This is a genomic window from Allobosea sp. UNC402CLCol (genome assembly GCF_000745475.1).
Taxonomy (GTDB): domain Bacteria; phylum Pseudomonadota; class Alphaproteobacteria; order Rhizobiales; family Beijerinckiaceae; genus Allobosea; species Allobosea spartocytisi.
The window spans coordinates 424,441-447,603 of sequence record NZ_JQJJ01000009.1 but is presented as its reverse complement, the minus strand read 5'-3'; the positions used below and the strand labels follow the sequence as shown (position 1 = coordinate 447,603).

General features: G+C 67.6%; 21 protein-coding genes and 1 riboswitch. Of the genes, 8 read left to right on the top strand and 13 right to left on the bottom strand.

The window, feature by feature from the left end:
- The first annotated feature begins 125 nt into the window (after window positions 1-125).
- Window positions 126-1,184 carry a magnesium/cobalt transporter CorA gene (gene corA / locus GY40_RS09385; RefSeq protein ID WP_038361152.1) on the top strand — a complete coding sequence of 353 codons (1,059 nt, stop codon included), beginning with the start codon at window positions 126-128 and terminating at the stop codon, window positions 1,182-1,184.
- 12 nt (window positions 1,185-1,196) lie between these two features.
- On the opposite strand, the gene GY40_RS09380 is transcribed toward corA, so the two are convergent.
- The 3 genes from GY40_RS09380 to GY40_RS09370 all read right to left on the bottom strand — a co-directional run bounded on the left by GY40_RS09380 (window position 1,197) and on the right by GY40_RS09370 (window position 4,173).
- Window positions 1,197-2,186, bottom strand: coding sequence for a magnesium transporter CorA family protein (locus GY40_RS09380; protein ID WP_038361150.1), 990 nt, complete (start codon window positions 2,184-2,186; stop codon window positions 1,197-1,199).
- Window positions 2,187-2,417: 231 nt separating this feature from the next.
- Window positions 2,418-3,278: an SDR family oxidoreductase gene (locus GY40_RS09375; RefSeq protein WP_038361147.1), complete on the bottom strand. Its 861-nt coding sequence runs from the start codon at window positions 3,276-3,278 to the stop codon at window positions 2,418-2,420.
- Complete coding sequence (locus tag GY40_RS09370) at window positions 3,262-4,173, bottom strand: SDR family NAD(P)-dependent oxidoreductase (protein ID WP_248311133.1); 912 nt, start codon at window positions 4,171-4,173, stop codon at window positions 3,262-3,264. The genes GY40_RS09375 and GY40_RS09370 overlap by 17 nt, the downstream gene beginning before the upstream one ends.
- Before the next feature lie 50 nt (window positions 4,174-4,223).
- Between GY40_RS09370 and GY40_RS09365 the strand changes: the two genes are divergently transcribed.
- Window positions 4,224-5,018: a class I SAM-dependent methyltransferase gene (locus tag GY40_RS09365; protein WP_038361146.1), complete on the top strand. Its 795-nt coding sequence runs from the start codon at window positions 4,224-4,226 to the stop codon at window positions 5,016-5,018.
- Between the two features lie 17 nt (window positions 5,019-5,035).
- On the opposite strand, the gene GY40_RS09360 is transcribed toward GY40_RS09365, so the two are convergent.
- The gene (locus tag GY40_RS09360) at window positions 5,036-6,811 is read right to left on the bottom strand and encodes an acyl-CoA dehydrogenase (RefSeq protein WP_038361145.1); all 1,776 of its coding nucleotides are present in this window, start codon (window positions 6,809-6,811) and stop codon (window positions 5,036-5,038) included.
- 176 nt (window positions 6,812-6,987) lie between these two features.
- On the opposite strand from GY40_RS09360, the gene GY40_RS09355 reads away from it, so the two are divergent.
- The 3 genes from GY40_RS09355 (at window position 6,988) to GY40_RS09345 (ending at window position 9,927) form a co-directional block, all read left to right on the top strand.
- Window positions 6,988-7,968: an L-threonylcarbamoyladenylate synthase gene (locus tag GY40_RS09355; RefSeq protein WP_038361143.1), complete on the top strand. Its 981-nt coding sequence runs from the start codon at window positions 6,988-6,990 to the stop codon at window positions 7,966-7,968.
- A gap of 239 nt (window positions 7,969-8,207) precedes the next feature.
- Entirely contained in the window at window positions 8,208-9,113 is a 906-nt protein-coding gene (locus GY40_RS09350) for a LysR family transcriptional regulator (RefSeq protein WP_038361141.1), read from the top strand.
- Between the two features lie 39 nt (window positions 9,114-9,152).
- A riboswitch (ZMP/ZTP riboswitch) is annotated at window positions 9,153-9,233 on the top strand.
- A gap of 19 nt (window positions 9,234-9,252) precedes the next feature.
- Window positions 9,253-9,927, top strand: coding sequence for a DJ-1/PfpI family protein (locus GY40_RS09345; protein WP_038361139.1), 675 nt, complete (start codon window positions 9,253-9,255; stop codon window positions 9,925-9,927).
- 3 nt (window positions 9,928-9,930) lie between these two features.
- Here the strand turns inward: GY40_RS09345 and GY40_RS09340 are convergent, their stop codons facing one another.
- Together GY40_RS09340 and GY40_RS09335 are read right to left on the bottom strand one after the other, a co-directional pair.
- A complete protein-coding gene (locus GY40_RS09340; protein WP_038361137.1) occupies window positions 9,931-10,917 on the bottom strand; it encodes an acrylyl-CoA reductase (NADPH) in 987 nt (328 codons plus the stop codon).
- Window positions 10,918-11,014: 97 nt separating this feature from the next.
- On the bottom strand, window positions 11,015-12,259 hold the full coding sequence (locus GY40_RS09335; protein WP_038361136.1) for an MFS transporter: 1,245 nt from the start codon (window positions 12,257-12,259) through the stop codon (window positions 11,015-11,017).
- Between the two features lie 424 nt (window positions 12,260-12,683).
- Between GY40_RS09335 and GY40_RS09330 the strand changes: the two genes are divergently transcribed.
- Together GY40_RS09330 and GY40_RS09325 are read left to right on the top strand one after the other, a co-directional pair.
- Window positions 12,684-13,919 (top strand): cell wall hydrolase, encoded by a 1,236-nt coding sequence (locus GY40_RS09330; protein WP_038361135.1) that lies wholly within the window; start codon window positions 12,684-12,686, stop codon window positions 13,917-13,919.
- 178 nt (window positions 13,920-14,097) lie between these two features.
- Window positions 14,098-14,691 (top strand): hypothetical protein, encoded by a 594-nt coding sequence (locus GY40_RS09325; protein ID WP_051987715.1) that lies wholly within the window; start codon window positions 14,098-14,100, stop codon window positions 14,689-14,691.
- Between the two features lie 293 nt (window positions 14,692-14,984).
- Here the strand turns inward: GY40_RS09325 and GY40_RS09320 are convergent, their stop codons facing one another.
- The 4 genes from GY40_RS09320 to GY40_RS09305 all read right to left on the bottom strand — a co-directional run bounded on the left by GY40_RS09320 (window position 14,985) and on the right by GY40_RS09305 (window position 17,490).
- Window positions 14,985-15,251: a hypothetical protein gene (locus GY40_RS09320; RefSeq protein WP_038361134.1), complete on the bottom strand. Its 267-nt coding sequence runs from the start codon at window positions 15,249-15,251 to the stop codon at window positions 14,985-14,987.
- Between the two features lie 8 nt (window positions 15,252-15,259).
- Window positions 15,260-15,529 (bottom strand): translation initiation factor IF-1, encoded by a 270-nt coding sequence (gene infA / locus GY40_RS09315; RefSeq protein WP_038361133.1) that lies wholly within the window; start codon window positions 15,527-15,529, stop codon window positions 15,260-15,262.
- Between the two features lie 91 nt (window positions 15,530-15,620).
- The gene (locus tag GY40_RS09310) at window positions 15,621-17,105 is read right to left on the bottom strand and encodes a DEAD/DEAH box helicase (protein ID WP_038361130.1); all 1,485 of its coding nucleotides are present in this window, start codon (window positions 17,103-17,105) and stop codon (window positions 15,621-15,623) included.
- Between the two features lie 175 nt (window positions 17,106-17,280).
- Window positions 17,281-17,490 (bottom strand): cold-shock protein, encoded by a 210-nt coding sequence (locus GY40_RS09305; RefSeq protein WP_038361128.1) that lies wholly within the window; start codon window positions 17,488-17,490, stop codon window positions 17,281-17,283.
- A 273-nt stretch (window positions 17,491-17,763) separates the two neighbouring features.
- Between GY40_RS09305 and GY40_RS09300 the strand changes: the two genes are divergently transcribed.
- Entirely contained in the window at window positions 17,764-18,258 is a 495-nt protein-coding gene (locus GY40_RS09300; RefSeq protein ID WP_038361125.1) for a GFA family protein, read from the top strand.
- Window positions 18,259-18,275: 17 nt separating this feature from the next.
- On the opposite strand, the gene GY40_RS09295 is transcribed toward GY40_RS09300, so the two are convergent.
- The 3 genes from GY40_RS09295 to ppdK all read right to left on the bottom strand — a co-directional run bounded on the left by GY40_RS09295 (window position 18,276) and on the right by ppdK (window position 23,032).
- Entirely contained in the window at window positions 18,276-18,977 is a 702-nt protein-coding gene (locus GY40_RS09295; protein ID WP_038361123.1) for an HAD family hydrolase, read from the bottom strand.
- A 44-nt stretch (window positions 18,978-19,021) separates the two neighbouring features.
- Entirely contained in the window at window positions 19,022-20,218 is a 1,197-nt protein-coding gene (locus tag GY40_RS09290; RefSeq protein WP_038361120.1) for an MFS transporter, read from the bottom strand.
- Window positions 20,219-20,347: 129 nt separating this feature from the next.
- The gene (gene ppdK, locus GY40_RS09285) at window positions 20,348-23,032 is read right to left on the bottom strand and encodes a pyruvate, phosphate dikinase (protein WP_038361118.1); all 2,685 of its coding nucleotides are present in this window, start codon (window positions 23,030-23,032) and stop codon (window positions 20,348-20,350) included.
- Window positions 23,033-23,163 lie beyond the last annotated feature (131 nt).

Sequence of the window (23,163 nt, the reverse complement as noted above, 5' to 3'; positions counted from 1 at the left end):
AAGAGCGTCGGCGCCCCCCTCCGCCGCGAAGGCCGGAAATTCTTTTTGCCGCAAAAATGATTTCCCCGAAGGTCGAAGCGTTCTAGCCTGCCCTAAGGTGATCCCGCGAAAGACGAGGTGATCGCATGACGGCTTCACAGGTCAGGTTCGCCGCCAGGACGGCGCCCGAACCCTCACCCTCCGTTGCCCCGGCCGAGCCGGGCCATCCCCATGCGGCCGGCGTCGTCGCCTCCAGCGTCTATGCCCATGGCGTGCGCGTCGCCGACGTCCCCGTCGAGGAGGCCGGCGAGTGGTCGCGCAAGGACGACCACGTTGTCTGGATCGGATTGCTGGAGCCCGACGCCGCCCTGCTCCACTGCGTCCAGCGGCAATTCAACCTGCATCCGCTCGCCGTTGAGGACGCGACCAACGCCCATCAGCGCCCGAAGCTCGAGCAATATGGCGACGCCCTCTTCGTGGTGGCACGCACCGCGCAGCTGATCGAGGGGCGCATCGCCTTCGGGGAGACGCATATCTTCCTCGGCCGCGGCTACATCGTCAGCGTCCGGCACGGCGCCTCGACCTCGTACACCTCGGTCCGGCAGCATTGGGAGACGTGTCCGACCTCGCTGGCGAAGGGCGAGGACTTCATCCTCTACGCCATCCTCGACTTCATCGTCGACAACTACATGCCGGTGCTCGAGGCCATTCATGACGAGGTCGAGGAAATCGAGGACAAGGTGCTGGCCAAGCCGATGGCGCGCTCGGACATCGAGCGGCTCTACATGCTCAGGCGCGACCTGCTGCGCCTGCGCAATGCGGTGGCGCCGCTGGTCGATGTCTGCCAGCGCCTGATGAACGGCACGGTGCCGCAGGTCCGGCCGACACTCGCGCCGATGTTCCGCGACGTGACCGACCATGTCCGCACCGTGCAGGAGAAGATCGACAGCCTGCGCGAGGTTTTGGCCTTCGCCTTCGAGGCGAGCCTGCTGGTCGGGCAGAGCCAGGAGAACGCGATCACCAAGCGGCTCGCCTCCTGGGCGGCGATCCTGGCCGTGCCGACCGCGGTCGCCGGCATCTACGGCATGAACTTCAAGAACATGCCGGAGCTGGAACTGCCCTATGGCTATTACGGCGTGCTGGTGGTGATCCTTGCCTCCTGCGCCGTGCTGTACTGGCGCTTCAAGCGCAATGGCTGGCTGTAGCCGGGCAGTCGCTCACAGCCACTTCTTCCAGCGGAAGAACAGATAGGGCAACACCGCGAAGAGCACCATCGAGACCAGCGCCAGCGGATAGCCCCACTGCCAGTCGAGTTCCGGCATGGCCTTGAAGTTCATGCCGTAGATCGAGGCGATCAGCGTCGGCGGCATCAGCGCCACCGAGACGACCGAGAACAGCTTGATGATCTTGTTCTGCTCGATCGAGACGAGGCCGAGCGTCGCGTCGAGCATGAACTGGAGCTTGTTCGACAGGAAGGTCGCATGTTCCTCGATGGCCTGCACGTCGCGCACCGCCGAGCGCCATTCGGCGGAGAAGCCGGTCTGGGCCTTCTTCGGGCGCTTGTAGTTGGCCGAGAGGAAGAGCAGGACGCGCTCGACCGACATCATGCTCTCGCGGACATTCGAGATGATGTGCTCGTGCTGGCCGATCCGCTGGATCACCACCTGATAGACGCCCCCCTGCTCGACGTCCTGCGCCCGCCCGGCGAAAATCCGGCGCGATGCCATGTCGATCTTGTCGCCGACGCCACGCAGCACCTCGGCCGCGCGGTCGACGATCGCCTCGATCAGCCCGTCGAGCACCGCCTCCGGCTGCTCGCCGCAGCCACCGGGCTTGGTCGCGCGGTTGAGGAAGATGTTGAAGGCGCCGGGCTCGTCATAGCGCACCGTCACCAGCGCCTTCTCGGTGAGGATGAAGGTGACGTCGGCCAGCTTGGGGACGATGGTTTCCGACTGGCAGATCACGCGCGCCGTCATGTAATGCGCGCCGTTCTCGGTATAGATGATCTCGGAGGGCTCGAGATCGTGCATCTCCTCCCGTGTCGGGATCGAGATGCCGAGATGTTCCTCGACGCGCTTGTCCTCCTCGGGCGTCGGGTTGAGCAGGTCGATCCAGACCGTATCGGCTGAAAAGATTTCTGCCGGCCCGAGCGTCGCCGAGCGCAGCTTGTCGCGCGAGTCGGGGCAGATGCCGTGGATCATCAGCATGGGCGCGAATCTCGATGCACGGTCAGGAGGGAAACCGGCAGGAACTCCGATCCGAGGCGGATGTCAAACCGATGACGGTCGGCCCGCGCCCGAAAACCGGAAACTTAAAAGAGCGTCATTCTCGGGCGAAGCGAAGCGCAGACCCGAGAATCTCTTTTCAGGAAAGGCTCAGGAGCCTCCTTGTCATGAGATGCTCGGGTCAAGCCCGAGCAGGACGGCGTGTGACCTTCCTCAGACGCCGCCCTTCACGCCCTGCGGTGGCTTGCTATCGGCCGGGACGAAGAAGTCCGGCATCAGCGGCACTGACGGGTCGACGCGGTAGGGCGTGAAGTCGGTTACCCCCTCGCCGGCCATGAAGCTGTCGTCGATCAGGAAGTTGCCGGAAAACTCGCGCGAGGGCTTCGAGAAGATCATATGCGCGGCGTCGGCCAGGATCTCCGGCGTGCGGCTGGCCTGCACCATCTTGTCGCCGCCGAGCAGATTCTGGACGGCGGCGGTGGCGATCGTCGTGCGCGGCCAGAGCGCGTTGACGGCGATGCCCTGGCGGGCCAGCTCGCCGGCCAGACCCAGCACACACAGGCTCATGCCGTATTTCGCGATGGAATAGGCCAGATGCGGCGCAAACCACTGCGTCTTCATGTCGAGCGGCGGCGAGAGCATCAGGATATGCGGGTTGTCCGCCTTCTCCAGATGGGGAATGGCGTATTTCGAGACCATGAAGGTGCCGCGCGTGTTGATCTGATGCATCAGATCGAAGCGCTTCATGTCGGTCATCTGCGTGTTGGTGAGCTGGATCGCGCTGGCATTGTTCACGACGATGTCGATGCCGCCGAAGGTCTCGGCCGTCTTGGCGATCGCCTCGGCGACGCTCTGCTCGTCGCGGACGTCGACCATCAGCGGCAGGCATTTGCCGCCGGCCGCTTCGATCTCGGCGGCCGAGGTGTAGATCGTGCCCGGCAGCTTGGGATGCGGCTCGGCCGTCTTGGCGGCAATGGTGACATTGGCGCCGTCCCGCGCTGCCCTGAGCGCGATGGCGAGCCCGATGCCGCGCGAGCCGCCGGTGATGAAGAGCGTCTTACCCTTGAGCGACATCGCCGCCTCCCTCCTGGTTCGTGATGATGAAGCGGCCGGGCTGCGAGCCGTCCCGGTCCGTGAAGTCATAGGCGCGCGCCAGATCGGCGACGTGCAGCACCTGCCCGGCATGACGCGCGGCATCGGGGTCGGCGGCCAGTGCCGCGACGGCGCGGCCGGCATAGAGCGGCGTCTCGGTGGTTTGCGCCGCCAGCCCCGCATCGCGAACGCGCTCGGTCAGGACATGGCCGGGCGAGAGGCCGAGCGCGGTGACGCCGAAGGGCTTCAGTTCCTGCGCCATCGCGAAGGTCAGGCGATTCATCGCGGCCTTGGCGAGATCGTAGAAAACGTCGCCGAGATAGCCGGTGCCCGTGTCGAAGCTCACCGTGACGATGAGGCCCGAGCGCATCTGCACCATCGCCGGAGCGACCGCCCGCGCCAGCAGGAGCTGGGCATAGACGCCGCTCTCGAAGCTCTCGCCAAGCCTCGCGACCGGCCGGCGCCAGAACGGCGTGCCGTAGCCGGAGCCATCGGGATAGCGCTCGCCGTCATAGCCCTCGTTCCCGCCCCAGACCGCATCGACGACGCAGTCGAGCCGGCCGAAGCGGCGCAGGGCCCAAGACACGAGGCCGTCGACCTCGCGCTCATTGGTGTGGTCGCAGCGATAGGGATGGCCCTTGCCGCCAGCGGCCTCGACCTCGCGGGCCGCGTCCTCGAAGGTTTCGGGGCGCTGGTCGGTATGCGGCCCGGCCTCGCTGGAGCGACCGGTGACGATGACGGTTGCGCCGGCATCGCCGAGCGCCCTGGCGACGCCACGCCCGAGCCCGCGTGAGGCACCGGCGACGAGGCAGATGCGGCCGGACAGGAATGACTGCGTGACGCTCATGGCTGCCCCGGCCGAATCGGCGCTGGCCATAGCGGGTTCGTCGCTCTATAGCCCCGCTCCCCTCGCAACGGAGCAGAACCATGGACAGCGCGGATGTCGCGGCCTGCTGGGAGGCCAATGCCGAAACCTGGACCCGGCACGCGCGCGCCGGCTACGACCTCTATCGCGACGCATTGAACACGCCGGCCTTCCTGGCGAACCTGCCCGATATTGCCGGCTTGGACGGCCTCGACATCGGCTGCGGCGAAGGCTCGAACACACGCAAGCTGGCCGAGGCCGGCGCGCGCATGACTGCGGTCGACATCGCGCCGACCTTCATTCGCCACGCGCAAGCGGCCGAGATGCAGGCGCCGCTCGGCATCGCCTATCGGGAGGGCGACGGCACCGCCCTGCCCTTCGCCGATGCAAGCTTCGACTTCGCCACGGCGTTCATGTCGATGATGGACATGCCGCGGCAGGACAAGGCGCTGGCGGAAGCCGCGCGCGTGCTGAGACCCGGAGGGTTCCTGCAGTTCTCGATCCTGCATCCGTGCTTTGCCCCGCCCTATCGCAAGGTGCTGCGGGACGAGGCCGGGACCATCCGCGGAATCGAGGTCGGCCGTTATTTCGACGGCATCGACGGCGAGATCGAAACCTGGCGCTTCGGCGCCGCGCCGGCCGAGGTCAAGGCCAGCGTCGAACCGTTCCGCGTGCCGCGCTTCCACCGCACGCTGAGCGAATGGGTCGCGATGATCGTCTCGGCCGGGCTGACGATCGAGCATATGGCCGAGCCGCGCGTCGATGCCGAGACGGCGCAGGCCCAGCCCTACCTCGCCGATACGCATATCGCACCGCTGTTCCTGCATATCCGCGTCCGCAAGAGCGCGGCTGCCTGAGCAGGGCGCGGCCGCCCTCACGCCGCGAAGACCGCGGCCGCGTCGGCGATGGCGCCGGCGCCCTCCGTCACGGTGAGTTCCAGCGCCGGGGCCTCCGTCGCGATGTATTCGGCATAGAACCGGGCGGTGGCGAGGTCGCCGGTGCCTTCGGCTTCCGAGCGGGTGGCGAGTGCCTTCTTGGCCAGCCCCGTCCCGCCCTGCGCCAGCGCGAAGAGCTTGAGATAGGGCGTGGCGCCGGCCAGCGCATCGGCCTGGCTCGTGCCGAGCGTCGCCAGCATCCATTCCGTCGCGCGCTCCAGCGCGTCAACGGCAGCGCCGAGACGGGTGGCGGCGTGGCCGAAGCCCGGATTATTGGCGCGCTCGACCTCGCCGACGATGCCACGCATCTCGGCGATCAGCGCCTTGACCGCCTCGCCGCCGGATAGCGGCAATTTACGGGTCACAAGGTCGATGGCCTGGATGCCGTTGGTGCCCTCGTAGATCGCGGCGATGCGGGCATCGCGCAAATGCTGGGCGGCGCCGGTCTCCTCGACGAAGCCCATGCCGCCATGGACCTGAACGCCCGTCGAGGCGACATCGATGCCGATATCGGTGGCATAGGCCTTGGCGATGGGGGTGAGGATGGCGGCGCGCTCGGCCGCGGCCTTGCGCTTGCCCTCGTCGGTCTCGCGATGCGAACGGTCGAGCGCTTCGGCGACCTGATAGGAGATGGCGCGCGCGCCTTGCGTCTTGGCGCGCATGTCCATCAGCATGCGCCGGACGTCCGGGTGGACGATGATCGGGCTCATCGGGGCGCCCTTCGGCGCATCGAGCGCCGTGCCCTGCTTGCGCTCATGGGCGAAGGCGAGCGCCTGCTGATAGGCCCGCTCGGCGATGGCGACGCCCTGCAGCGCCACGTTCAAGCGGGCGTTGTTCATCATCGTGAACATGCAGGCGAGGCCGCGATTCTCCTCGCCGATCAGCCAGCCGATCGCGCCGCCCTTGTCGCCGAAGGCCATGGAGCAGGTCGGCGAGGCATGGATGCCGAGCTTGTGCTCGATGCCGGAGCAGCGCAGGTCGTTATGGGCGCCGAGCGAGCCGTCGGCATTGACAAGGAATTTCGGCACGAGGAAGAGCGAGATGCCACGCGTGCCGGGAGGGGCATCGGGCAGGCGCGCCAGCACGAGATGGACGATGTTCTCGGTCAGGTCGTGCTCGCCATAGGTGATGAAAATCTTCTGGCCGGTGATGCGATAGGTGCCGTCACCGACCCGTTCGGCCTTGCTGCGCAGCGCGTTGAGATCGGAGCCCGCCTGCGGCTCGGTCAGGTTCATCGTGCCCATCCACTCGCCCGAGACGAGCTTGGCGAGATAGGTCTCCTTGAGATGGTCGGAGCCATGCGCGTACAGCGCCTCGATCGCGCCGACGGTCAGCAGCGGGCCGAGCGCGAAGGCGAAGGCGGCCGAGTTCCACATCTCGATGCAGGCCGATTGCAGCAGCGTCGGCAGGCCCTGTCCGCCATAGGCTTCCGGCGCCGGCAGCGAATTCCAGCCGGCTTCGGCCCAGGCCTTGTAGGCCTCCTTCCAGCCCGGCGGCGTGGTGACGGCGCCGTCCTTCAGCTTCGAGCCATTGAGATCGCCGACCCGGTTCAGCGGCGCGATGACGTCGGTTGCGAATTTGGCGGCCTCGTCGAGCACGGCTTCCGCGACGCCGCCTTCGAGCTCCGGCGCCAGCCCGTCCGCAATCAGCCGGTCGAGGCCGGCGACATGGCGCATGGTCGCCAGCATGTCCGAAACCGGGGCGCGATAAGTCATGATCGTCTCCCTTCGGCCGCGTTTCCGCCCCGCTGGGGCGGCCGGGCCCGAATTTGCCGTTGCCGCGATGGTAGCGAGGAACTATCGCCTATGCCATGCGCAGACGAGCGCGACCTTCGTTCCGTGCCGCGCCCGGTAATTAGTTTATATATAAACCATCTTCGGTCAATCGCCTCGTGGATCAGTCTCCTTCCCTCTCCCGTACGACGAAGCGTCTCGCGGCCGATGCCGCCGGCATCGCCGAGGCGGCGGCGATCCTGCGCGCGGGCGGCCTCGTCGCGTTGCCGACGGAGACGGTCTACGGGCTGGCGGCCGACGCGACCGCGGGCACGGCCGTCGCCGGCATCTATGCGGCCAAGGAGCGGCCGAGCTTCAACCCGCTGATCTCGCATCTGCCCGATCTCGCCGGCGCACGGCGGCAGGGCCTGTTCGACGCGAATGCGCTGGCGCTGGCGCAAGCCTTCTGGCCGGGGCCGCTGACGCTGGTGGTGCCGGCGTCGCCGGGCTGCACGGTCAGCGATCTGGCGCGGGCCGGGCTTGCCACCGTGGCGCTGCGCGTGCCGGCCCACCCCGTCGCACATGCCGTGCTCGAAGCCGCAGGGCGGCCGATCGCGGCGCCTTCGGCCAACCGTTCCGGCCGGATCAGCGCGACCAGCGCCGCCCATGTGCTGGCCGATCTCGACGGGCGGATCGACGCCGTGCTCGATGCCGGCCCGACCGAGGTCGGAGTCGAATCGACCATCGTCGCCTGCCTTGACGGGGCGCCGCGCCTGCTCAGGCCTGGCGGAATTCCCCGCGCCGCGCTTGAAGGCGTGATCGGCCGCCCGCTGGTCCAGGCGGGCGAGGCCGGGCAGGCGCCGATCGCGCCGGGCATGCTCACCTCACATTACGCGCCGGCCGCACGGGTCCGGCTCGATGCCGATGCGCCGCGAGAGGGCGAGGCCTGGCTCGGCTTCGGCCCGGAGACGCACAGCCATCCGCATGCGCTCAATCTGAGCCCGACCGGCGATCTGCGCGAGGCGGCGAGCCACCTGTTCGGTTATCTGCGCCGGCTCGACGAGACCGGCCGGAAGACGATCGCCGTCGCCCGCATCCCCGAGCAAGGCCTGGGCGAGGCGATCAACGACAGGCTGCGGCGAGCGGCCGCGCCGCGCTGAGAACGCATCTGCAATTCACAGCCCTCATCCTGAGGAGCCGCGTCAGCGGCGTCTCGAAGGATGTTCCAGCGGATTCTGCCCCGGTGAAGCATCCTTCGAGACACCGTTCCTACGGAACGGCTCCTCAGGATGAGGGCTCGACCGTTTCGCACGTCGCCATTCGTTCGGATTTGGACGGCATCATCTTGCATCCATGCAAGATTTCGGCTTGCGTGCCGGCGGGGAGGAAAAGATCACCGATGTCTTCCAAGCTCGCCTGGGACGATTTCCGCCTGGTCAAGGCCATCACCGACCATGGCGGGCTGACGGGTGCGGCGGGAGCGCTCGCGGTCAACCATTCCACCGTGTTCCGCCGCCTCGGGCAGATCGAGGAGATGGTCGGCATGCCGCTCTTCGAGCGGCGCAAGACCGGCTATGTCGCCACCGTCGCCGGCGCGGAGATGGCGGCGCTGGCCGGGCGGATGGAAGAGGACGTGACGGCCTTTTCCCGGCGACTCGCCGGCCGCGACGTGGCGCCCTCCGGCGAGATCAGGATCACCACCACCGATACGCTGCATCTCAACCTGCTGCTGCCGATCTTCGCCGGTTTCCGGCGGGCGCATCCGGCGATCCGGCTCGATGTCGTCATCGGCAACCAGGCGCTCAATCTGTCCAAGCGCGACGCCGACGTCGCCATCCGCGCCAGCGACACGCCGGGCGAGACGCTGGTCGGTCGGCGCATCGCCACCCTCGCCTGGGCGATCTATGGCCGCAGCGAGGACGGCATCACGGCGCAGGAGAAAGCCGACCCGGCCCGGCTCTACCTGCGCGACTGGGTCGCTCTCGGGGACCAGCTCTCGCATGTGAAGGCGGCGCGCTTCGTGCGCGAGCATGTCGCGCCCGAGCGGATCGCGCTGAAGAGCTCGGCCGTGCTCGGCATCACCGAGGCCGTCGAGCAGGGGCTCGGCATCGGCCCTCTGCCCTGCTTCATCGCGGACCGGCGGCCGGGGCTCACGCGCCTGCTGCCGCCCAATCCCGATTTCGCGACGGGCCTGTGGGTGCTGACCCATCCGGACATCCGCCACGTCCCGCGCGTGCGCGCCTTCATGGATTACTGCAGCAATGAGCTCATGCGGCATCGGATGCTGATCGAGGGGGCGGAGTAAAGACTGCGTTGCCCGCTCGGGTGTGGCGCTCTACATTCGCAGCGTTCGCGCGACTGGCGCTACGAGATGGATCACCATCGGGAAACGCGAACGCATGAGCCGCGCGCCTGGGCCTCACCTTCCCGACGGAGCCGAGCCCATGCAGATTGTGATGCTTCTCTACCCGCGCCTGACGCAGCTCGACCTGACCGGGCCTTTCGAAGTCCTGTCCCGCTTCCGCGAGTGCAAGATCGACCTGGTCTGGAAGACGACGGAGTCGGTCCGGGACGCCAGCGGGCTGACGATCCTGCCAAGCTGCGATTTCCGGAACTGTCCGCAGGCCGATATCCTCTTCGTTCCCGGAGGGCCAGGCCAAAGCGCGCTGATGGAGGACGAGGACGTGCTCTCCTTCCTGCAGGAGCAGGCCGGCAGCGCGCGCTACATCACCTCCGTCTGTACCGGCTCGCTGGTTCTCGGCGCGGCGGGGCTTCTCAAGGGGTATCGCGCGACGAGCCATTGGCTTTCCCTGTCACAGTTGAGCCTGCTCGGAGCTGAGCCCGTCGCCGAGCGGGTCGTCCATGACCGCAACCGCATCACCGGCGCGGGCGTCACCTCGGGAATCGACTTCGCATTGTCCCTCGCCGCTCACCTCTTCGGCGAGGAGCGGGCGCGGAAAGTGCAGCTGCAGATGGAGTACGACCCGCAGCCTCCCTTCAGCGGCGGCTCGCCCGCCTCGGCGCCAGCCGATCTGATCGCGGCCGTCCGTGCCGACACGGCCGCGTTTCAAGAAGCGCGCGAAGCCCTGGCGCGCCGCGCCGGAGCGAAGCTCGGCTGAACCTCAGCCGATCTCCACGACGACGCGCCCCTTGACCTTGCCCTCGACGATCGCCTTGCCGGTCTCGATGACGGCGTCGAGCGGGATCGTCGTCGTCATGACGGCGAGTTTTTCGCGGTCGAGATCGGTCGCGAGGCGCTGCCAGGCCTCGAGGCGACGCGGCTTCGGGCACATCACCGAATCGACGCCCAACAGCGCGACGCCGCGCAGGATGAAAGGCGCGACCGTCATCGGCAGATCCATGCCCTGCGCAAGGCCGCAGGCGGCAACCGCGCCGCCATATTTCGTCATGGCGAGCAGGTTCGCCAGCGTATGCGAGCCGACCGCATCGACGCCCGCCACCCAACGTTCCTTGCCAAGCGGGCGACCGGGCTGGGAGAGTTCGTTGCGGTCGATGATCTCGGCGGCACCGAGGCCCTTGAGATAATCGGCCTCCTCGGCGCGGCCGGTCGAGGCGATGACGTGCCAGCCGGCCTTGGCGAGCAGCGCGATCGCGACCGAACCGACGCCGCCCGCGGCGCCGGTGACGACGACGGGACCGTCCGCGGGTTTCAGCCCATGCTTCTCCAGCGCCAGCACGCAAAGCATCGCGGTGTAGCCGGCGGTGCCGATGGCCATGGCCTCGGCCGGGGTCAGCCCCGCCGGCAGCGGCACCAGCCAGTCGCCCTTCACACGGCTCTTCTGTGCGTAGGCGCCAAGATGCGTCTCGCCGGTGCCCCAGCCGTTCAGGACGACGAGATCACCGGGCTTGAAGCCGGGATGATCTGAGGCCTCGACGCGGCCCGCGAAATCGATCCCCGGGATCATCGGCCAGCGGCGCACCACCGGCGCCTTGCCGGTGATGGCGAGGCCGTCCTTGTAGTTCACGGTCGAATGCGTGACGCGGACGGTGACGTCGCCCTCCATCAGATCGCTTTCGGCGAAATCCGTGAAGGCGAGATTGGGCGCGGTTTCCCCCTTGGTCGCCACCAGGGCCTTGAACGTCGTCATCCCCATCTCCCGAACACTGACATGCGAAAGCCGACAAGGTTGCAGCGGCGGTCCGCCATCGCAACCCCATCGGCCGTGCGCGGGATCGTCTTCCGGATCAGGCGGGCTGCGCCTGCGGCCGCTCGACCGGCCGTTCGACGATCGGCAGGTTGATCAGCGCCGAGGCGACGCCGAGCGCGACCGAGAGCCACCAGACGAACTGGTAGTTGCCCATCGCTTCATAAAGCACGCCGCCGAGCCACACCCCGAGAAACCCGCCGACCTGATGCGAGAAGAAGGCGAAGCCGTAGAGCATCGCCATGTATTTCGTGCCGAACATCAGCATGACCAGCGAGGAGGTCGGCGGCACGGTCGAGAGCCAGAACAGGCCGATGACGACGCCGAAGGTCAGTGCCGTCAGCGGGCTCGGCGGGATCAGGATGAAGGCGGCGATCGCCACCGCCCGGCCCAGATAGATCCAGGCGAGGAGATGGCGCTTCGGCATCCGCGTCGAGAGCCAGCCGGAGGAGAGCGAGCCAACGGCATTGGCGAGGCCGATGACGGCGAGCGTCCAGCCGCCGACCCAGGCCGGCAGGCCGGTATCCCGGAGATAGGCGGGCATGTGGACGGTGATGAAGGCGAGCTGGAAGCCGCAGGTGAAGAAGCCGAGCACGAGCAGGACGTAGCTGCGGTGCCTGAACGCCTCGGTCAGCGCCTGGACCACCGTCTGATTCGGCAGGTTGGCGGTGGTGCTGCCGGAGCCGCCGAGCTTGCGCGTCGCCAGGATGATCGAGATCGGCAGCACCGGCAGCAGGGTCACGGCGAAGACCATCAGCGCCTGCTGCCAGCCCAGCGTATCGATGAGGATGTTGCCGATCGGCGGGAACAGGAACTGGCCGAAGGAGCCCGCCGCCGTGCCGGCGCCGAAGGCCATCGGCCGCCACTGCTCCGGCAGGAGTTTGCCGAAGGCGGCGAGGACAAGGTTGAAGGAGCAGGCCGAAAGGCCGAAGCCGATCAGCACGCCGGCACCGAGATGGAGCTGCAGCGGCGTCGTCGCATGGGCCATGACGACGAGGCCGGCGGCATAGAGCACCGCGCCGACGCAGAGCACGCGCACCGTGCCGTAGCGGTCGGCGATGGCGCCCGCGAAGGGAGCGCCGAGGCCCCAGAGCAGGTTCTGGATCGCCAGGGCCAGGCCGAAGATGTCGCGGCCCCAATGGAACTGCAGCGTCATCGGGATCTGGAACAGGCCGGCACTGGCGCGCGGCCCGAAGGTGATCAGCGCGATCAGGCAGCCGGCCGCGACGATGACCTCCGGAGCGTAGCTGCGTGCCGGTTTGGAGCTTGCCGGAGTGGAGCTCATGAATGTCCCCGAAGCCTCGAATGTGTGACTACACGATAGCGGCTCGCCCCGGGGGCAACCAGCGCGTTTTCGTGAAACGAGGCATCACGGACCGATATGGCCGGCGGCCGCGCCGGAGCAGCTTTCGATCAGAAAGGACCGCCGGAGTCGTCATTGCGAATTGCTTTGCGGAACCTGTGCCGGGGGGCGCCGAAGGCAAGCCCCGGGTGCTCGCACGCCAATGACGCTCCAGCCCGGCCAAAAACACCCTCCGGCGTTAACTGCCGCTCAACCTTACCGAGGCGATAACGGATTCCAACGAAGACGCGGCTCCGGCCGGCGGTCTTTCGTTCCGTATCGTCGGGACGGGTGCGTCGTTTTGAGTCATTTGCGTCTTCACAGGCGGAAGCGAGGCGGGCGGGCGCCGGGGCTCAGATGGGCCGCGGTGACGGCTGCGCCCTGGGCCCTGTCGGTCGGATTGCTGGTCTCCTTCACCGCCTCGGCCGGACAGAATTTCGGGCCGACCGGCCTGCCTTCCAGCGCGATCCCGCGCATCGATCCCGGCCCCGCCTCCGCATTGGCGGAAGGCCCCTCGATGCTGGTGGCGGAGAGCGCCTTCCGGCTGCCGGGACTTGCCCTGTCCTCGGCCATTGTGCAGGCCAGCCTCTCCTTCGAGGATCCGGAGCGGCGCATCGTCGTCGATCCGCGCCAGCCGCGCGAGGACATGAAGCGCACGGCAGCGAGCTTCCCGGAGGTCGACCGCACGGCCAAGGGCGACATGCTGCCGAGCCTGCGGCCCGGCCTATCCCAGCACCCCTCCGTCGAGCTCGAGCGCGTCGTCTTCGGCGACACCCAGCCCAGGCTGATCTCGGGCGGCTTCTCGCTCGATGCGATGCGCGCAGCGGGAGAGGTCGAGGGCCCTCCCAGCGGTTTCGAGCCCTATGCGATCGACGAGGGCCTGACCGACCCGGCCCTGTCCGATTCCTCGCCGGTCTCGCTGAAGCCCAAGATCACTTCGGCGCGCCAGGCCGAGCTCTATCTCGAAAGCATCGACGGCTCCTCGCCTGCGGTGCCCTCGCCCAGCCAGCGCAGCTCGTCGACGCCCCGCTCGGCGATCGCCATGGCGGAGCTGACGCCCCCCGCCCTGCCCGCGCATGGCGCGCAGCAGCCGGAGGCGCGGATCGCGCTCGCCTCCGCGCCGGCGACCCGAGACCTGCGCCTCGCGACGCCGGGCGAGCGGCAGAGCTATGCCGGGCTGATCGTGCCGGAGAACATGGCGCGCGAGCAGCGCTGCCTGGCCGAGGCGGTCTATTTCGAGGCTCGTTCGGAATCGCCGGAGGGGCAGGCCGCCGTCGCACAGGTCGTGCTCAACCGGGTGAAGAGCGGGCTCTATCCGAACAGCGTCTGCGGCACCGTCTACCAGAACAGCAACCGCTACCTCTCCTGCCAGTTCACCTTCACCTGCGAAGGCAAGTCGCTGCGCATCACCGAACCGGGGCCGTGGCGCGATGCGGTGCGGATCGCACGCGAGGTCTATGAGGGCACGACCTATCTCGCCGAGGTCGGCGCCTCGACGCATTACCATGCGCGCTATGTCAGCCCCTACTGGGCGAAGCGGCTGAAGAAGATGGACACGATCGGCCAGCACGTCTTCTACCAGCTCCGGCCCGGCCAGACCTGAGCGCTGGAAAGCAAGCGATTCCATCGACCTGAACAGCGGCGGGAGGAAGGTCGCCAGCGCGCGCGACGTGGTTAATTTTACCTTGTTTTAGCGTTTACCTTGCGTTCATCACGCCAAATTGGCTTCCTGATCCCAACGAACGGCGCTCAGACGCCGGAACCGACAGGTCAGGTCCATCATGGCGCGCTCGCTCTCATCCCGGTTGCTCCTCGCCACCTCGGCGCTCACGACCGTTCTTCTCCTCGGTGCAGGCGCGGCGCAGGCCGGCGGTTGCCACGGCTCCGCCTGCTACAACCTCGTCAGCACGCCGCCGGTCTACGGCACCGTCGACGAAACCTATCAGGTCCAGCCGCCGCAGGTGCAGCGCCACGTCGTCCCGGCCGAATACGAGACCGTCACCGACACGGTGATGATCGCGCCGGCCCGCCAGATTCCGCGTCACCGCGCCGCGGTCTACGACACCGTCACCGAGAAGGTGCTGATCTCGCCCGCCACGCGCCGCTGGGAAGTGACCCGCGATGCCTGGGGCAGGACCGTCGGCTGCTGGGTCGATGTGCCCGCGCAATACGGCTACCAGAGCCGCCGCGTCGAGGTTTCTCCGGCGACCGTCGAATACGAGACGGTTCCCGCCGTCTACACGCAGCGTCAGCGCAGGGTGATGGTGCGTCCCACCCAGGTCGTGCGGGAGGAGATCCCCGCCGTCTACGAGACGCGGCAGCGCCAGGTCCTGGTCAGCCCCGGCTCGCAGTACTGGTCCCGCGCCCGTTACTGAGCGCGGTATCGCAGCATCGGCTTGTCCGAAAACCGGATTCCAGTTTTCGGGCCGATGCATCAGAGAGTTTCACGCAGACCCTTTATCCACGGAAACGACCACTTCAACCCCGGCCTCGGCCGGGGTTTTTTCTTGGGTGGATTACGCCCCCGATCCAACGTCATTCCGGACAAGTCGCGCCAGCGGCGCCGATCCGGAATCCATCACAAAGCACAATGCCCGATGATGGATTCCGGGTCTGCGCTTCGCTTGCCCGGAATGACAATGATGGGATGGTGCGGAGCCGCAGCCGCTCAGACGTAGCGGTCGCCGAGCAGGAAGACGCAGACGCCGACGACGAAGGCGAGGAAGCGGGCGGGCATGCCGACCAGCGTGCCAGGCGAGCGGCCCGCAGCATAGCCGAACACCAGTTCGACGAAGCCGAGGCCGAGCAGCACGACGGCGAAGGGCGGGAGGGCCCCGTCCCGCGCGACGAGGCCGGCCTTCACGGCATAGGCGACAATGGCGCCGAGAAGGGCGCCCAGCGCGACGAAGAGAAGCTCGTTTCGCGAAAGGCGCATCGCTTCGCTCAGCGGCGGCGGAAATTCTGGCGCGGCGGGCCGCCCGGCCCGGGACCAGCCGTCTTCTGGCGGAAGTTGATGCGGCCACGATCGAGATCGTAGGGCGACATCTCGACGATGACGCGGTCGCCCGCGATGGTGCGGATGCGGTTCTTCTTCATCTTGCCGGCCGCATAGGCCAGGATCACATGGTCGTTGTCGAGCTTGACCCGGTAGTTGCCGTCGGGAAGCACCTCGACCACGGTGCCATCGAATTCAAGCAGTTCTTCTTTCGCCATCTGTCGTCCTTCGTGAGCCCTGTGGCGCAAAGGCGGGCCATCGTCCCGTTAGGATAACGAATGAGCCCGCCCTGTTCTGGCCGATCGCGCGTCAGCGCGCGCGCCGCCGGGCGCCGTCGGTGCGTGGTTGCTGTGTTCTTTGCTGCAAGAACGCGACGCCGCCAAGCCCTTCTTTCGCGGAAGTCGCTTCTTTTCGTTGCTGCATCTGCTCAGGACGCTGCTGCCGCTCGCCCGTGCGGGGGCGATGCTCCTGCCGCTGCTCCGGACGATCCTGGCGCTCCTGCCGCGGCGCGCCGCCGGCATGGTTGCGGTGGCCGCCCTGGTCGGAGCGCTTGCCGTCCGCCCGCTTGGCCTGTCCCTGCGGCCTGCCCTGCCCTTGCGGGCGGGCCTGCTGCTGGCTGCGGCCGCCGCGATTCTGCGCCGGCTTCTTGGGCGTGCGACCGTCCCAATACGGCACCTCGCCGATCGGCGTCGGCTTGACGCCGGTCAGCTTCTCGATGGCCGCGAAATCGCCGCGCTCTTCCGGTGTACAGAAGGCAATCGCAACGCCGGAAGCGCCAGCGCGTGCCGTGCGGCCGATGCGGTGGACATAGCTCTCAGGCACGTTCGGCAGGTCGTAGTTCACGACATGGCTGACGCCGTCGACATCGATGCCACGTGCGGCGATGTCGGTAGCGACGAGGATGCGCAAGCTACCGTTGCGGAAGGCGCCGAGGGCGCGCTCGCGCTGGCCCTGGCTCTTGTTGCCGTGGATCGCCGCCGCCTCGATACCCGACTGCTCGAGCTGGCGCACGACCTTGTCGGCGCCATGCTTGGTGCGGGTGAAGACGATGGCGCGCTCCATCTCCGGCACGGACAGCGTCTTCGCCAGCAGCGCAGGCTTGTCGCCGGGCTCGGTGAAGATGACGCGCTGGTCGATCTTCTCGGCGGTCGTCGCGACCGGCGTCACCGCGACCTCGACCGGGTCGGTGAGGTAGGCGGAGGCGATGTCGCGGATCGGCTTCGGCATGGTCGCCGAGAAGAGCAGCGTCTGGCGCTCCTTCGGGATCAGCGTCGCGATGCGGCGCAGCGCATGGATGAAGCCGAGGTCGAGCATCTGGTCGGCCTCGTCGAGGACGAGGAACTCGATCTCGCGCAGCGAGACGGCGCGCTGGTCGACGAGGTCGAGCAGACGGCCGGGCGTGGCGACGAGGATGTCGATCTTGTCACCGAGCGCGCGGATCTGCTTGCCGACCGGAACGCCGCCGAAGATCACGGTCGAACGCAGCGTGGTGAACTGCGCATAGGTGCGGATCGAGGCTTCGATCTGGGCGGCGAGCTCACGCGTCGGCGAGAGGATCAGCACGCGCACCGCACGCTGCGGCATCTGGCGCGGCTTGCCGAGCAGGCGGTGCAGCATCGGAAGCGAGAAGGCAGCGGTCTTTCCGGTGCCGGTCTGGGCGGCGCCGAGCAGGTCGCGGCCCTTCAGAATGTGGGGGATCGCCTGCGCCTGGATCGGCGTGGGCGTTTCATAGCTCTCGGCCGCGAGCGCCTTGAGAAGCGGCTCGGCGAGGCCGAGATCAGCGAATTTAGTCAAGAAAAAGCTTTCTGGACGCCGTGATGACGGGGGGCGCATGTGGTTTCGGCTGCGCCGTCGGCCCGTATCCGGCCTGGATATCAGAGAATCGGTCCCACCGGCGAACCGCTAGCCACAGCGCCGGCAGGTTTATTGTGGACCGGGCGGGCGAACGCCCACCCGGTCGATTCGATTATTACTCGGCGACGAGGTTGCCGGCCGAGGTCTTGCCCGTCTTGCGATCGGCGACCATCTCGAAGGAGACGACCTGGCCTTCGCGCAGCTCGCGCAGGCCGGCACGCTCGACGGCGGAGATGTGGACGAAAACGTCCTGGCCGCCGTTCTCAGGGGTGATGAAGCCGTAGCCCTTGGTGGCGTTGAACCACTTCACGGTGCCCTTGTTCATAGTGTTAGTCCTTACGTTCAGATCCGCGTCTATCGGTATGACACGACGGACGCGCGGACGCCTCGCCATGGCCTTGTAGCGATGTGTGGTGGATCTGATTCGTAACCGCCACCGGACAAGCCGCCAAGCGGAGGAGTGGCCAGAACCCGGCCGCATCTCGTCTTACATCGGTGGCGATAGCACGAAATGCAAGCCAGGTCCAGCAAGGCGCCCGTGGGCATCGCGGAACACGCGGCGAAAGCCGGTGTTGGACAGGCAAAGGGAGGCTACGTCATGCCGATCACGCTGAAGGGCTCATGCCGCTGCGGGGCGGTTCACTTCTCGGTCGAGAGCCATGCGCCCGTCCCGTATCAACTCTGCTACTGCTCGATTTGCCGCAAGACGGCAGGCGGAGGCGGCTTCGCGATCAACCTGTCAGCCGAGGCCGCGACGCTGAAGGTCGAGGGCCAAGACAGCGTCGGCAGCTTCAGCGCCGAGATACGCGACGACGACGGCACCTGCGAACGATCGCAAGCGCGGCGCCACTTCTGCAAGTCCTGCGGGACGGCGCTGTGGCTGTTCGATCCGCGCTGGCCGGATCTGCTGCATCCCTTCGCCTCGGCGATCGACAGCCATCTGCCACGCGCTCCCGAGAAGACCCATATCATGCTGCGCTTCAAGGCCGGCTGGATCGACCCGGATATCGCGGAGAACGACCTGAGCTTCGAAGGCTATCCGGAGGAATCGATCGAGGAGTGGCACCGTAGGCATGGCCTTTGGGTCGAGTGAAGGCCGATGGCGAACGGCTACCGCGCGAGCTGCGTGACGAGGCCGCGCAAAGGGCCGAGATGCGGTATCGTGCGATAACGCCCGTGCCCGACGGGCTCCTCGGCATGCTCCAGCACCCAGGTCAGCTCATGCGGAACATGCACCGCCCATGAGCCGGCCTCCAGCGCCGGCAGGATGTCCGACTTCAGCGAGTTGCCGACCATCATCGCCCGCCCTGCCCCATCGCCATGGCGCGCGAAGATGCGTTCATAGGTGGTGGCTTTCTTGTCGCTGACGATCTCGACCGCGTGAAAGAAATCGCCGAGGCCGGACTGGGCAAGCTTGCGCTCCTGGTCGAAGAGATCGCCCTTGGTGATCAGCACCAGCCGGTAGTCGCCCGACAGCGCTTCGAGCGTGTCCCGGACATGCGGCAGCGTCTCGACCGGATGCGCCGCCATCTCGCGCCCGGCGGCGAGGATCTCGCCGATCACGGCGGCCGGAACCTGCCCCCTGGTGATCTCGATCGCCGTCTCGACCATCGAGAGCACGAAGCCCTTGATGCCGAAGCCGTAGAAGCCAAGGTTGCGCTTCTCCGCCTCGAGCAGGCGGCCGGAAATCTCGGCCGCCTCGCCATGCTCGCCGAGCAAAGCGACGAAGCGCTCCTCCGTCATGCGGAAGAACTGCTCGTTCTGCCAGAGCGTGTCGTCGGCATCGAAGCCGATGGTGGTCAGATCGCCCATGCGATGCTCCTTCGCGAGGCATCATGCCCCACATGCGGGGCGCATCAATCCCGCGCCCGGAACTCCGTCGCGAAATAGGCCAGCGCCAGCAGCGGCATCGCCGCGCCGAGCGCGCCCGCGAGCGGCCAGCCGCCATGCGCGAAGGCCCAGCCCCCGAGCGCCGAGCCGAGCGCACCGCCCATGAAGAAGCTTGCGATGAAAAGACCGTTCAGGCGGCTGCGCTGTTCCTGCCCGAGCGCGAAGATGGCGCGCTGCCCGAGCACCAGGCCCGTCGTCACGCCATAATCGAGCAGGATCGCGGCGATGGTCAGCAAGGCCAGGGCCGCCGTCGAGCCCGGCTCGGCGAGGAAGGTCAAGGCGAAGGACCCTGCCGCGAGGATCAGGGCGAAGGCCGTCGCCGGGCGCGTCCAACCCGCATCGGCGAGGCGCCCGGCGATCGGCGAGGCGATCGTGCCCGCGACGCCCGCCAATGCGAACAGCGCGACGCCGCGCTGGGTCAGGCCGAACTGCGGACCGGTGAGATAAAGCGGCGTCACCGTCCAGAACAGGCTGAAGGCGGCAAACATGCAGGCCTGATAGCCGGCGCGGCGGCGCAGCACCGGCGTGCTCATCACCAGCGCGCCCATGGACGCGATCAGCTCGCCATAGCCCAGCCGCGTATGGGGTCGGCGCTGCGGCAGGCGAAACCACAGGAAGGCCGCCAGGGCCAACATCGCCACGGCCGAGAGGACGAAGACGGCATGCCAGGACGCAACGTCCGCGACCAGGCTCGCCACCGGCCGCGCCAGCATGATGCCGAACAGCAGGCCGCTCACGACATTGCCGACGACCCGGCCGCGAATCTGCTCGGGCGCCATATGGGCCGCAAGCGGCACGAGGACCTGCGCGGCGACGCAGGTCATGCCGATCAAGAGCGAAGCGGCGAGGAAGACGGTCGCGCTGGCGGCCAGGGCGGCCATGCCGAGCGAAACGGCCGCCAGGACGACGAGCGTGACGATCAGCAGCCGGTTCTCGACGAGGTCCCCGAGCGGGACCAGGAAGACCAGCCCCAATCCGTATCCGATCTGCGTCAGGGTGACGATCAGGCCAGTCAGCTCCGCCGACATGCCGAGCGTCGCGCCGATGGGTCCGGCCAGGGGCTGCGCATAGTAGAGATTGGCGACGATCAGGCCGCAGGCCGCGGCCAGGACAATGGTCAGCCCCGCCCCGATGGTCGGAGCGCCGGAAGTCGTCTCGTTCATGATGATGGACCGACAGGCCCGGATAACCGGGCGGAGGACCGTACTATGGCACTCCGCCCATCATGCTGCGACGCAGCAAATTGCATGGCGCCCGTGCAGGGGCGCCATGCCCGGCAGTTGCGATCCGGCTCAGCCGTCTTTCGGCTTGATCGCTCCCAGCGCCGCCTGCGCCGCCGCCAGCCGCGCGATCGGCACGCGGAAGGGCGAGCAGGAGACGTAGTCGAGGCCGACGCTCTCGCAGAAGCCGATCGAGGCCGGGTCGCCGCCATGCTCGCCGCAGATGCCGAGCTTGATGTCGCTGCGGGTCTTGCGGCCGCGCTCGGCGGCGAGCTTGACCAGTTCGCCGACGCCGTCCTGGTCGATGGTGACGAAGGGATCGGCATCGAGCAGGCCCTTGGCGGTGTAGGAGCCGAGGAAGGAGGAGGCGTCGTCGCGGCTGATGCCGAGCGTCGTCTGGGTCAGGTCGTTGGTGCCGAAGGAGAAGAACTCGGCGCTCTCGGCGATCTCGGCGGCGCGCAGGGCGGCGCGCGGCAGTTCGATCATGGTGCCGACCTGATAGTCGATGGTCGTGCCGCTCTCCTCCATCACGGCCTTGGCCATGGCGTCGATGCGGGCCTTGACGAGGTCGAGCTCGGGCTTGCCCATGACGAGCGGCACCATCACCTCCGGGATCACCGGCTTGCCGGTCTCCCTGGCGGCGATCACGGCCGCCTCGAAGATGGCGCGGGCCTGCATCTCGGCGATCTCGGGGAAGGCCACGGCCAGACGGCAGCCGCGGAAGCCGAGCATCGGGTTGAACTCGTGCAGTTCGGCGGCACGCTGGCGCAGCGCATCGGACGAGACGCCGAGCGCCGCGGCGACCTCGGCGATCTCCTTCTCGCCATGCGGCAGGAATTCGTGCAGCGGCGGATCGAGCAGGCGGATCGTCACCGGCAGCCCGCTCATGATGGTGAAGAGCTGGACGAAGTCCTGGCGCTGCATCGGCAGGAGCTTGGCGAGCGCCGCCCGGCGCCCCTTGTCGTCCTGGGCGAGGATCATCTCGCGCACCGACTGGATGCGGCTCTCGTCGAAGAACATGTGCTCGGTGCGGCAGAGCCCGATGCCTTCGGCGCCGAACTCGCGCGCGGTCTTGGCGTCATCGGGCGTTTCGGCATTGGCGCGGACCTTGAGGCGGCGGACCTTGTCGGCCCAGCCCATCAGCGTCGAGAACTCGCCGGAAAGCTCGGGCTTCTGCATCTTGATCTCGCCGAGCAGCACCTGGCCGTTGCCGCCGTCGATGGTGATGAAATCGCCGGCCTTCAGCGTGGTGTTGCCGACCGCGAGCGTGCCCTTGGCGTAGTCGACGCGGATCTGGCCGGCGCCGGAGACGCAGGGCTTGCCCATGCCGCGCGCCACGACCGCCGCATGCGAGGTCATGCCGCCGCGCGTGGTCAGGATGCCCTCGGCGGCGTGCATGCCGTGGATATCCTCCGGCGACGTCTCGACGCGCACGAGGATGACCTTTCTGCCGGCCTTCTTGGCGGCTTCGGCATCGTCGGAATTGAAGACGATCTCGCCGGCGGCGGCGCCGGGCGAGGCCGGCAGGCCGGTGGTCAGCACGCGGCGCTCGGCCTTGGGGTCGATGGTCGGGTGCAGGAGCTGGTCGAGCGCGCCGGGCTCGACGCGGCCGACCGCCTCCGCCTGCGTGATCAGCCCCTCGCTGGCGAGGTCGACCGCTATCCTGAGGGCAGCCTTGGCGGTGCGCTTGCCGGAACGGGTCTGCAGCATCCAGAGCTTACCCTCCTGGATGGTGAACTCCATGTCCTGCATGTCGCGGTAGTGCTTTTCGAGGATGCCGTAGATGCGGACGAGCTCCGCATAGGCCTCCGGCATCTCCTTCTCCATCGAAGGCTTGTCGGAACCCGCCTCGATGCGCGCCTTCTCGGTGATGTCCTGCGGCGTGCGGATGCCGGCGACGACGTCCTCGCCCTGGGCGTTGATCAGGAACTCGCCATAGAGCGCGTTCTCGCCGGTCGAGGGATTGCGGGTGAAGGCGACGCCGGTCGCGGAGGTGTCGCCCATATTGCCGAACACCATCGACTGGACGTTGACCGCCGTTCCCCAGCTCGCCGGGATGCCGTTGAGCTCGCGGTACTTGATGGCACGCGCATTCATCCAGGAGGAGAAGACGGCGCCGACCGCGCCCCAGAGCTGCTTCTCCGGCTCCTGCGGGAAGTCGGAGCCGAGCGCCTTCTTCACGATCTCCTTGTACTTGCCGACCAGCACCTTCCAGTCGGCCGCCTTGAGGTCGGTGTCGAGATGGAGGCCCTTGCGCTCCTTGTAGTCTTCCAGCGCCTCCTCGAAGAGGCCGTGGTCGATATCGAGCACAACGTTGGAGTACATGGTGATGAAGCGGCGATAGCTGTCCCAGGCGAAGCGCTCGTCGCCCGAGGCCTTGGCGACGGCCTCGACCGTCTCGTCGTTGAGGCCGAGATTGAGGACGGTGTCCATCATGCCTGGCATCGAGGCTCGCGCGCCGGAGCGGACGGAGACGAGGAGCGGGTTGGCGGGGTCACCGAAGGTCTTTCCGGTGAGCTTGGCCATGCCGGCCAGCGCGGCCTTGACCTGCCCGTCGAGCTCGGCCGGGAAGCTCTTGCCGTTGTCGTAATAGGCCGTGCAGACCTCGGTGGTGATGGTGAAGCCGGGCGGAACGGGCAGACCCAGATTGCTCATCTCGGCGAGGTTCGCACCCTTGCCGCCGAGCAGGTTCTTCATTCCCGCCTCACCCTCGGCCTTGCCGTCGCCGAAGGTATAGACCCACTTCCCACCTGCCATCACTTCAACCTCTTCGTTTGCAGCCGGACGCAGCAACGCCACGGCGATGCGAAAGTTTCGTGCGCGTGCCATCGATGCCCCATAGGCAGGGACGGCGGGATGGGGCGGTCATGCCCAAAAGCGGCTGAACA